The sequence below is a fragment of the Actinomadura sp. B10D3 genome, from assembly GCF_039871695.1.
GTDB lineage: Bacteria > Actinomycetota > Actinomycetes > Streptosporangiales > Streptosporangiaceae > Spirillospora > Spirillospora madurae.
The window spans coordinates 108,096-118,501 of record NZ_JBDPLY010000030.1 but is presented as its reverse complement, the minus strand read 5'-3'; the positions used below and the strand labels follow the sequence as shown (position 1 = coordinate 118,501).

11 protein-coding genes are annotated in these 10,406 nt (G+C 74.4%); 6 read left to right on the top strand and 5 right to left on the bottom strand.

Annotated features, from left to right (window positions below; genetic code table 11):
* Positions 1-136 precede the first annotated feature (136 nt).
* From ABGB11_RS33940 to ABGB11_RS33915, 6 genes are all read left to right on the top strand, one after another.
* Entirely contained in the window at positions 137-427 is a 291-nt protein-coding gene (locus tag ABGB11_RS33940) for an MTH1187 family thiamine-binding protein (protein ID WP_347639564.1), read from the top strand.
* 145 nt (positions 428-572) lie between these two features.
* A complete protein-coding gene (locus ABGB11_RS33935; protein ID WP_347639563.1) occupies positions 573-1,358 on the top strand; it encodes an ABC transporter ATP-binding protein in 786 nt (261 codons plus the stop codon).
* On the top strand, positions 1,355-2,146 hold the full coding sequence (locus tag ABGB11_RS33930) for an ABC transporter ATP-binding protein (protein WP_347639562.1): 792 nt from the start codon (positions 1,355-1,357) through the stop codon (positions 2,144-2,146). The genes ABGB11_RS33935 and ABGB11_RS33930 overlap by 4 nt, the downstream gene beginning before the upstream one ends.
* Complete coding sequence (locus ABGB11_RS33925) at positions 2,143-3,033, top strand: branched-chain amino acid ABC transporter permease (protein ID WP_347639561.1); 891 nt, start codon at positions 2,143-2,145, stop codon at positions 3,031-3,033. The genes ABGB11_RS33930 and ABGB11_RS33925 overlap by 4 nt, the downstream gene beginning before the upstream one ends.
* Positions 3,026-4,126 (top strand): branched-chain amino acid ABC transporter permease, encoded by a 1,101-nt coding sequence (locus tag ABGB11_RS33920; RefSeq protein ID WP_347639560.1) that lies wholly within the window; start codon positions 3,026-3,028, stop codon positions 4,124-4,126. The genes ABGB11_RS33925 and ABGB11_RS33920 overlap by 8 nt, the downstream gene beginning before the upstream one ends.
* The gene (locus tag ABGB11_RS33915) at positions 4,123-5,406 is read left to right on the top strand and encodes an ABC transporter substrate-binding protein (protein ID WP_347639559.1); all 1,284 of its coding nucleotides are present in this window, start codon (positions 4,123-4,125) and stop codon (positions 5,404-5,406) included. The genes ABGB11_RS33920 and ABGB11_RS33915 overlap by 4 nt, the downstream gene beginning before the upstream one ends.
* On the opposite strand, the gene ABGB11_RS33910 is transcribed toward ABGB11_RS33915, so the two are convergent.
* The 5 genes from ABGB11_RS33910 to ABGB11_RS33890 are packed head-to-tail and all read right to left on the bottom strand — an operon-like array spanning position 5,403 to position 10,375.
* Positions 5,403-5,885 carry a MarR family transcriptional regulator gene (locus ABGB11_RS33910; protein ID WP_347639558.1) on the bottom strand — a complete coding sequence of 161 codons (483 nt, stop codon included), beginning with the start codon at positions 5,883-5,885 and terminating at the stop codon, positions 5,403-5,405. The two genes, ABGB11_RS33915 and ABGB11_RS33910, sit on opposite strands and share 4 nt — an antisense overlap.
* Positions 5,882-7,378 (bottom strand): MFS transporter, encoded by a 1,497-nt coding sequence (locus ABGB11_RS33905; protein WP_347639557.1) that lies wholly within the window; start codon positions 7,376-7,378, stop codon positions 5,882-5,884. Before ABGB11_RS33905 ends, ABGB11_RS33910 begins: the two co-directional genes overlap by 4 nt.
* Before the next feature lie 44 nt (positions 7,379-7,422).
* Entirely contained in the window at positions 7,423-8,232 is an 810-nt protein-coding gene (locus tag ABGB11_RS33900; RefSeq protein WP_347639556.1) for an ABC transporter ATP-binding protein, read from the bottom strand.
* On the bottom strand, positions 8,232-9,281 hold the full coding sequence (locus ABGB11_RS33895) for an iron chelate uptake ABC transporter family permease subunit (protein WP_347639555.1): 1,050 nt from the start codon (positions 9,279-9,281) through the stop codon (positions 8,232-8,234). The genes ABGB11_RS33900 and ABGB11_RS33895 overlap by 1 nt, the downstream gene beginning before the upstream one ends.
* Positions 9,278-10,375, bottom strand: a complete 1,098-nt coding sequence (locus tag ABGB11_RS33890; RefSeq protein WP_347639554.1) for an iron chelate uptake ABC transporter family permease subunit — start codon at positions 10,373-10,375, stop codon at positions 9,278-9,280. Before ABGB11_RS33890 ends, ABGB11_RS33895 begins: the two co-directional genes overlap by 4 nt.
* Positions 10,376-10,406: the final 31 nt, after the last annotated feature.

Genomic DNA, 10,406 nt, shown 5'->3' with positions numbered 1-10,406 from the left:
TCGATCTTGACGTACAGTGCGATCACGAGGGTGTCCAGGTCGGTTTTCACACATTGATCTTGGACACCCTCTTCGCATGCCGGGGCCGCTTCAGCACATCGCGATCATTAGGAATCACTCGTCTAGGAGGTGCGCGATGCTCGTCGCTTTCTCGGTGACCCCGCTCGGCGTGGGCGAGGAGGTCGGCGAACTCGTCGCCGAGGCCGTCCGGGTGGTGCGGGCGAGCGGCCTGCCCAACCGGACCGACGCCATGTTCACCACCATCGAGGGTGAGTGGGACGAGGTCATGGCCGTGGTGAAGGCCGCCACCGACGCGGTGGCCGCGCGGGCCCCGCGGGTGAGCCTCGTCGTGAAGGCCGACCTCCGGCCCGGCGTGACCGGCGCGCTGGACGCCAAGGTCGAGTCGGTGGAGCGCCACCTCCGGTAACCCGCGCCCGCGGGGCGCCGCTGTGCTCCTCGCACAACGCCGGCGAGCTTCGATTGGACCCTCGCCCCGTCTTGCCTCCGGGCCGTGGACGTGGGCCGGCGCCCCGTGCTGGGGTGCCGGTCACACGACCTTCTGGAGGGGGCGCATGGCGAACGGGACCCTCGCGGTCCGCGGGCTGTCGGTGAGCTACGGGCGGGCGGTGCGGGCGCTGCGCGAGGTCTCGCTGGACGTCCCGGCGGGATCGGTCACCGCGGTGCTCGGCGCGAACGGGGCGGGCAAGTCGACCCTGCTCCGCGCGATCTCGGGCACGCTGCCGTTCCATCGCGGGGCGATCGACGCGGGCACGGTGCGCTACGGCGGCAGGTCCCTCATCGGCCTGCACCCGTCCACCGTGGTGGCGGCCGGGGTGGTGCAGGTGCCGGAGGGCCGGCGGGTGTTCGGCCGGCTCAGCGTCGAGGAGAACCTGCGGGCGGGCGCGCTCGGCGCGCCGAGCCGGGCGGAGGCCGCGAAGGCCCGCGCCCGGGTGCTGCGGCTGTTCCCGCTGCTGGCCGAGCGGGCCCGGCAGCGGGCCGGGCTGCTGTCCGGCGGCGAGCAGCAGATGCTCGCGATCGGGCGGGCGCTGATGGCGTGCCCGTCCGTCCTGCTGCTGGACGAGCCGACGCTCGGCCTCGCGCCGGTGATGGCCGCGCGGATCGCCGAGACGGTGCGGGAGATCAACCTGCAGGGCACGGCGATCCTGCTGATCGAGCAGAACGCGGCCCTGGCGCTGGAGCTGTCGTCGTCCGCGCACGTGCTGGAGGTCGGCGCGGTGACGCTGCACGGGCCGTCGGCGGAGCTGGCGGCCAGCGACGAGGTCAGGCGCCGCTATCTCGGCGAGGCCGAGGGCCCGGACGGCGGGAGCGGGCCCTCGCTCGGGCGGTGGGCCGGATGAGCGACCTGGTAGTCAGCGGGCTCACGGTGCGGTTCGCCGGGCTCACCGCCCTGGACGGGGTCGGCTTCACCGTCGCGGACGGCAGCGTGCACGCGGTGATCGGGCCGAACGGGGCGGGCAAGTCGACGTGCTTCAACGTGCTGTCCGGGGTCTACCGGGCGACGGAGGGCAGCGTCCGGTTCGGCGGGACGGAGCTGACCTCCCTGCCGCCGCACCGCATCGCCGGCCTCGGCATCGCCCGGACGTTCCAGAACATCGCGCTGCCAGGGCGACTGTCCGTCGAGGACAACCTGATGCTCGGGCGGCACCGCCTCACCCGGGCCGGGTTCGTGGGTGCGGGCCTGCGGACGCCCCGGGCGCGCCGGGAGGACGCCCGGCACCGGGCGCGGGTCCGCGAGATCGCCCGGTTCGTCGGCGTGGACGCGCACCTCGGCGCGCCCGCCGCCGCGCTGCCCTACGGCGTGCGCAAGCGCGTCGAGCTGGCCCGCGCCCTCGCGATGGAGCCCCGGCTGCTCCTGCTGGACGAGCCGGTCGCCGGGATGAACGGCGCGGAGCGGCGGCGGATGGCCGCGGTCATCCGCCGCGCCCGCGCGGACCTCGGCGTCACGGTCCTGCTGGTCGAGCACGACATGGGGATGGTCATGCGGCTGGCCGACGAGGTCACCGTCCTGGACTTCGGCAGGCGCATCGCGGGCGGCGAACCGGCCGCGGTGCGGCGCGACCCGGCGGTGGTCCGCGCCTATCTCGGCGGCGTGCACGCGCCGTCCGGTCCGGAGGGGAATCCGTGAGCACGTTCATCGAGCTGGTGGTCAACGGGGTGTCGGCGGGGTCGGTGTACGCGCTGATCGCGCTCGGCTTCGTGATCATCTTCAAGGCCACCGAGGTGGTCAACTTCGCGCACGCGTCGCTGCTGCTGGCGGGCGGCTACGTGACCGCCGTCCTGCACGACGAGATCGGCTTCTGGCCTGCGCTCGGCGCGGGCGTCGCCGCCGCGGCCGCCGCCGGTGCGCTGGTGGAGCTGCTGGTGCTCAGGCGCGCCCGGGTGGAGGACCGCGCGGTGCTGGCGATCGTCACGATCGGCGTCGACATCGTGCTGACCACCGCGCTGACGCGGGAGATCGGCACGCAAGTCCTCTCCCTCGGCGACCCCTGGCAGGACCGCGTCGTGGACGTCGCGGGCGTCGGCATCGCCCAGACGCGCATCGCCGCGCTCGTGGCGGCGACCGTGCTGATCTCGGCGTTCCTGGCGGCGTTCCGGTTCACGTCCTGGGGCGTGGCGATGCGGGCCGCGGCCGAGGACGGCGAGACCGCCGCGCTGATGGGCGTCCGGCTGTCGCGCGTGTCGCTCGCCGCGTGGGCGATCGCGGGCGGGCTCGCCGCGGTCGCGGCGCTGTTCCTGACCGTGTTCCCGACGCCGGGCCTGGACCGCGGCACGTCGTTCGCGGCGATGAAGGCGTTCCCGGCCGCGATCCTCGGCGGGCTCGACTCCACGACGGGCGCGCTCGCCGGCGGCCTCATCGTCGGGCTCACCGAGTCGCTGGTCACCGGCTACCAGGGCGACCTCGCCTTCCTCGGCCGCGGCATCGGCGACGTGGCGCCCTTCCTGGTGATGCTCGCCGTGCTGCTCGTCCGTCCGGCGGGGCTGTTCGGGACGAGGGAGCTGTCCCGTGTCTAGACCCTCCCCGAAGGCCGTCGCGGCCCTCGCGGCGACGGCCGTCCTGCTCGCGCTGCCGTTCTACCTGGACGAGTTCTGGCTGCAGACCGGCCTGTTCGCGATGTCGGCCGCGATCGGCGCGATCGGCCTGAACCTGCTGACCGGCGCGACCGGGCAGCTGTCCATGGGGCACGCGTTCTTCCTGGCCGTCGGCGCCTACGGGTACGTGTACCTGGCGTCCGGTCCGGAGCCGCGGCTCGCGGGCCTCGGGCTGCCGACGCCGCTGGCCTTCGCCGGCGCCGTCGTCCTCGCGGGCGTCGCCGGCGGCCTGTTCAGCCCCATCGCCGCGCGGTTGCGCGGCACCTACCTCGGCATCGCGTCCCTCGCGCTGATCTTCATCGGGCAGCACGTGCTGTTCAACGCCGAGCGCGTCACCGGCGGGTTCAACGGGCGGGACGTCCCGCCGCTGGAGCTGGCCGGGTTCCGGTTCGACGACACCCCCGAGCTGGTGGTGTTCGACGTCCCGCTGGGCGCGCTGGAGCGGCTCTGGTTCCTCGCCGTCCTGCTGCTGGTCCCGGCGGCGTGGATCGCGCGCGGCATCCTGCGCGGACGGCCGGGACGGGCGATGAACACCATCCGCGACCGCGAGGTGGCGGCGGCCGTGATGGGCGTCCCCGTGGCGCGCTACCGGGCCGGGGTGTTCGTGCTGTCGTCGATGTACGCGGGAGCGGCCGGGGCGCTGCTCGCGCTGTCGTTCCGGCGGACCGTCCCGGACTACTTCGGCATGTTCCTGTCCCTGGACTACCTCGCCATGATCGTCATCGGCGGGCTCGGCACCGCCGCCGGGGCCGTCGCGGGCGCGGTGTTCGTGTCCGTCCTGCCCCAGCTCCTCACCCGCTTCGGCGACGACCTTCCGCTCGTCGCCGCGCCGGGCTCCGGCGGCGTCTCCCCCGCCGAGGCGGCCCGGATCCTGTACGGCGCCGCCGTCGTCGCCGTCGTCCTGTTCCTGCCCGGCGGCCTGACCGGGGCCTGGACGCGGCTGCGCGCCACCTCGTCCCGGCGCCGGGCCGCCCGTCCCCTCACCCGACTCGAAAAAGAGGAGCAACCGGTATGAAACGCCCCCGTATGAAGGGCACGGCACGGCTCGCGGCGGCCGCCGCGCTGGCGTTGGCCCTCCCGCTGAGCATGGCGTCCGGATGCAGCGGCAAGGCATCGGGCGGATCCGGCGGCACCGGCGCGGACGGCGTGAAGACCGGTCCCGGAGTCACCGCCGACACGATCCGCGTCGGCATCCAGACCGACCTGACCGGCGTCTACGCGCCGCTCGGCAAGAGCCTCACCCAGGCCCAGCAGATGTACGTCGAGCAGCTGAACGCGCAGGGCGGCGTCTGCGGGCGCAAGATCGAGCTGGTCGTGCGCGACCACGGGTACGACGTGCAGAAGGCCGTCGCCGCCTACAGCGAGATGCGGTCGAGCGTCGTCGGCATCGTTCAGTTCGTCGGCTCACCGATGGTGACGGCGCTCGGCAGGCGCATCACGTCCGACACGATGTTCGTCATCCCGAACGCGTGGGCGACGACGCTGCTCGGGAACAAGTACATCCAGGTCACCGGCACCACCTACGACATCGACATGATCAACGCGCTCGACTTCCTCACCGAGGAGAAGGGGGTCGGGAAGGGCGACAAGATCGGGCACGTCTACTTCGAGGGCGACTACGGGGAGAGCGCGCTCGCCGGGGCGAAGTACGCGGCCGGCGAGCTCGGCCTGACGCTCGTCGAGCAGAAGATCAAGGCGACCGACAACGACATGACCTCGCAGGTCGCCGCGCTGAAGAACGCGGGCGTGGCGGCGATCCTGATGAGCGCCGGGCCCCGGCAGTCGGCGTCGCTGGCGGGCGTCGCCCGCGCCAAGGGGATCACGGTGCCGATCGTGGCGAGCAACTCCGGGTTCTCCCCGCAGCTGCTCCAGACGCCGGCCGCGCCCGCGCTGCTCAAGGACTTCTACCTCGCCAGCGCCGGCGCGCCGATCTCCTCCGGCCTCGCGCCGATCAAGAAGCTGGCGGACGACTACGGCCGCACGTACCCGGGGCAGCCGCGCGACAACGCCGTCGTCAACGGCTACACCAACGCCGTGATCTTCACCGACGCGCTCAAGAAGGCGTGCGCCGCCAAGGACCTCACCCGCGAGGGCCTGATCGCCGCGCACCGGGCCACCACCGCGCACGACGGCGGCTACGGGACGCCGATGGACTTCTCGAAGGTGGACGAGCCCGGCACCCGCAAGACCTACATCCTGCGGACGGACGCCAAGGCGCTCGGCGGGCTCGTCGTCGAGCGGGACGCCGAGGAGTCCGAGGCCGCCGAGACCTACCGCGTCCCCGCGGGCGCCTAGCCTTCCGCCGACGTTCGCGGCTCCGCCGGCGCCTCCGGCTCGGCGACGAGCCGGGCGGCGACGCGGTCGAGGACGGCCAGGTCGCCCGGCGGCAGGTCGTAGAGCTCCGGCGGCGGGGTGTCGAGGATCCGCTCGGCCTCCGCCGCCGCGGCGCGCCCGGCCTCCGTCACCGTCACGATCTTGGACCGGCGGTCGGCGGGGTGCGGGGTCCGCTCGACCAGGCCGCGGCCGACCAGGTCGTCCACCACGAGCGTGGCGTACGGGCGGTCGGTCACCAGCGCCTCGGCGAGGTCGCGCAGGGTCAGCGGGGTCGTCGCGGCGGCGATGCGGCGCAGCGCCTTGACCCGGAAGAAGCTCATGCCGAGCGCCTCGGAGACCTCGCGGCGCCGGTCGGCCCGCTCGTGCAGCAGGACGCGCAGGTTGTGCCACGCCCGCGCCGCGGTCGCGGCGTGCCGGGCGGCCGTGTCGGGCTCGGTCATCGGGCGGTCGCTCCCGTCGCGTGGCTCGGGTCCGGCGCGTCCCCGGACCCGAGCAGGGCGGACGTGCGCGCGGCGCTGCGGGCGGCCCGCCGGCCGGTGGTCAGCGTGCCGAGCACGAGAACGGTGGCGGCGCACCCGGCGAGGATCCAGTATGCCGGGCGGGCGGCCGACACGAAGACCGACGCGGCGTAGGAGCCGGACGTCCCGGCCGCGAGCACCGCGCCGATCACCGCGACGCCGAGCGCCTGCCCGACCTGCCGGCCGGTGGAGGTGACGGCGGCGGCCACGCCCGCCTGCGAGCGCGGCATCCCGGCGACGGCGGTGTTGGTGACCGGCGAGTTCACCATGCCGAACCCGACGCCGAACAGCACGTAGGCGGCGAACAGCGTGCGGTCGCCGGTCTCGGCGTCGAACGCGGCGAACAGCAGCGCACTGGCGAGCATCGTCGCGCCGGCGATCTGGAACGGGAGCCGCGGGCCCCTGCTGCCGACGAGCCGCCCGGACAGCGGGGCCGTCGCCGCGGTCATCGCCGCCATCGGCAGCAGGTAGAGCCCGGCCTCCAGCGCCGACATCCCGCGCACGTTCTGCAGGTACAGCGTGTTGATGAAGAGGAAGTCGCCGAGCGCCGCGAGCCCGCTGAGGCCGATGACGGTCGCGCCGGAGAACGGGACGCTGCGGAAGAAGCGCAGGTCGATCAGCGGCTCGGGAGTGCGCCGGGCATGCCGGACGAACCTCGCGAGCGCCGCCACGGCCAGCAGCGCGGCGCCGAAGACGGCCGGGTCGCCCGGCCCGCGGCCGGGCGCCTCGATGATCGCGAACGTCAGCGTCCCGAGCATGACGATCATGAGGACCTGGCCGAGCGGGTCGAGGCGGCGCGGCCGGGCGGCCCGCGACTCGGGGACGAAGCAGGCGGTCAGCACGAGCGCGGCCAGCCCGATCGGCACGTTCAGCCAGAAGATCGAGCGCCAGCCGACCGAGTCGACGAGCAGCCCGCCGACGAGCGGCCCGAGCGCCATGCTGAGGCCGACGACCCCGCTCCACACGCCGATGGCGCGGGCCCGCTCGCGCGGCTCGGTGAACACGTTCGTGATGATCGACATCGCGACCGGGTTGAGCATCGACCCGCCGACCGCCTGCACCACGCGGGCGCCGACGAGCCAGCCGAGGGACGGCGCGAGGCTGCACATCACCGACCCGGTGACGAACAGCGCGAGCCCGGTCTGGAACACCCGGCGGCGCCCGATCCGGTCGGCGGTCGAGCCGGACAGGATCAGCAGCGACGCCAGGACGATGAGGTAGGCGTCGATCGTCCACTGGAGGCCGGACAGCGAGCTGCGGAAGTCGTCCTGCATCGACGGGAGCGCGACGTTGAGGATCGTGTTGTCGAGGCTGACGACCAGCAGGCTCATCGAGCAGATGGCGAGGACCAGAAGCCGGCGCCCGGGGACTGAGTTCGGGCACGCGCCCTCCCACCGTTGTAGCCGTATAACCATTATGAGACTACAACCGTTGTGCGGCTACAACGATTACGGGGCGCCTAGTGCGCGGCGGGCGTGCGGGCGCGGGCGGCCGGGACGACCAGCGGGTTGCCGGTCTCCGGGCAGTCGATCACCTGGCACGGGAGCCGGAAGACCCGCTCGACCAGCTCGGAGGTGACCACCGCGGCGGGCTCGCCCTCGGCGACGATCCGGCCGTCCCGCATCGCGATCATGTGCGTGGCGTACCGGGCGGCGTGGTTGAGGTCGTGCAGGACGGCGACGACGGTGCGGCCCTCCTCGTGCAGCCGCGCGCACAGGTCGAGCACCTCGATCTGGTGGGCGATGTCGAGGTAGGTCGTCGGCTCGTCCAGGAGCAGCAGCGGCGTCTGCTGGGCGAGCGCCATCGCGATCCAGACGCGCTGGCGCTGCCCGCCCGACAGCTCGTCCACGGGCCGGTCGGCGAGGTCCCCGACGCCGGTCGCGTCCATCGACTCGGCGACGACCCGCTCGTCCTCCCTCGACCACTGCCGCAGCAGGCTCTGGTGCGGGTACCGGCCGCGCGCGACCAGGTCGGCGACCGTGATGCCCTCCGGCGCGATCGACGACTGCGGGAGCAGGCCGAGCGTCCGCGCCAGCTTCTTGGCCGGCCAGTCGGCGATGGGCCGGCCGTCCAGCACGACCGTCCCCGCGGACGGCCGCAGGATCCGCGCCAGCGCCCGCAGCAGCGTCGACTTGCCGCACGCGTTCGGGCCCACGATCACCGTGAACGAGCCCTCCGGGACGGCCACGTCGAGGTCCTCGGTGATGATGCGCTTGTCGTAGGCGAGCGTCAGCCCGGTACCGGCGAGGCGCGCGTTCCCGTCCTTCATCAGATCCGTCCCGTCTTGCGTTCGGTCACGAGGAGCCAGACCAGGTATCCGCCGCCGAGCAGGCCGGTCACCACGCCGACCGGGAGCTGGTGCCCGGGGAAGGCGCGCTGCGCGGTCCAGTCGGCGGCCACCAGCAGCGCCGCGCCCATGCACGCCGCGGGCAGCAGGTTGGGGCCGGCCGTGCGGGTGAGCCGGCGGGCGAGCTGCGGCGCGGTCAGCGCGACGAACGCGACCGGGCCGGCCGCCGCCGCGGCGAACGAGGTGAGCAGGACGGCCGCGGCCAGCATGACCAGCCGGACCCGCTCGATCGGCACGCCGAGGCCGTGCGCCGCGTCGTCGCCCATCTCCAGCATCCGCAGCGCCCGGCCGCAGCCGACCAGGACCAGCGGGCCGAGGACGGCGAGCGCGGCGATCACCGGCGCGGAGTCCGCCCAGTCGCGGCCGTCCAGGCTGCCGGTCAGCCACAGGACGGCGCGGGCCGCGTCGACGATCTGCGCCTGGGTGAGCAGGTAGCCGTTCACGCCGGTGAGGATCGCGGCGACGCCGATGCCGACGAGGATGAGCCGTTGCCCGTGCGCGCCGCGCCGGCCGGCGGCCGCGTAGACGAGCAGGCCGGTGAGCAGCCCGCCGCCCGCGGCCCCGGCGGCGACCGCGGCGCTGCCCCCGCCGGTCAGCACGATCACGGCGAGCACGCCGGTCGCGGAGCCCTGGGTGAACCCGAGGATGTCCGGGCTGCCGAGCGGGTTGCGGACGAGCGACTGGAAGATCGCCCCGGCCAGCCCGAGCGCGGCGCCCACCGCGAGCGCGCCGGCCACCCGCGGCAGCCGGATCTGGTTGACGATCAGGGAGTCGGCGGGCGAGCCCTGCCCGAGCAGGGTGAGGACGACCTGCGCGGGGCTCATCGGGAAGTCGCCGCTGCCGATGAGCAGGATCCCCGTCCCGAGCGCGACGGCGAGGCAGACCGCCGCGACGACGAGAGCGCGCGGCCGGAACCGGAACGACGCCCCGGCGGGCCACCGGACGACGGCGAAGTGCGGGGCCCTGCTCATGAGGCGGCCGTCCTCCGGCGCCGGACGAAGTAGAGGAACACCGGGCCTCCCGCGACGACCATCACGATGCCGACCTGGAGTTCCGACGGGCGCACGACCACCCGCCCGAGGACGTCCGCGGCGAGCATCAGGGCCGGCGAGAGGACCGCGCAGTACGGGATCAGCCGGCGCAGGTCGGGACCGGTCAGCGCGCGGACGAAGTGCGGGATCATCAGCCCGACGAAGATGATCGGCCCGCAGGCGGCCGTCGCCGCCCCGCACAGCAGGGTGACCGCGGCGATCGCGCCGACCCGGACCCGGCGCGGGTGGGCGCCGAGCGCGCGGGCGGCGTCCTCGCCCATCGCCATCGCGTTCAGCGGGCGGGCCAGCAGCAGCGCGAGGACGAGCCCCGCGAGGACGAACGGCGCGACGCGGACGACGGTGTACCCCTGCGCGGCGCCGAGGGAGCCGACCGTCCAGAAGCGCATCCGGTCGAGCGACGCGGTGTCGAGGAGCTGGACCGCGTTGACGTAGGAGAACAGCGCCGCGTTCAGCGCCGACCCGGCGAGCGCGAGCCGCGCCGGGGTGGCACCGCGCCCGCCGCCGACCGCGTAGAGCAGCACCGCGACGGCGCCGGCGCCGGCGAACGCGAACCACACGAAGCCGGTGAACGAGGCGATGCCGAGGAAGGAGATCGCCGAGACGACCGCCGCGGAGGCGCCCGCGTTGATGCCGAGGATCCCGGGGTCGGCGAGCGGGTTGCGGGTCAGCGCCTGCATCACGGCGCCGGCGAGCCCGAGCGCCGTCCCGGCGAGCAGGCCGAGCAGCGTGCGCGGGACCCGCATGTCGTGGACGACGGTGTAGGCGGGCGAGCCGGCGTGGAACAACCCGTCCCACGCCTGCGCGGGCGACAGCGGCTTCGCGCCGACGGCGAGGCTCAGCACGACGGCGGCGAGCAGGAGCAGGACGGCGGCGAGGAGCCCGGCCGCCCACGGCGCGCGCCCGGGGGCCGGGCGTTCGACGGGGACGGCGAGCGGCGGCGACTTCGTCAGCAACACCTGGTGGGCTCCGGGGGACGTGCCTGGGGCCGCGGTGGCGGGCCCCGCTCTGGACAAGATCTTAGGTTAGGTTAACCTAAGCCCGCAG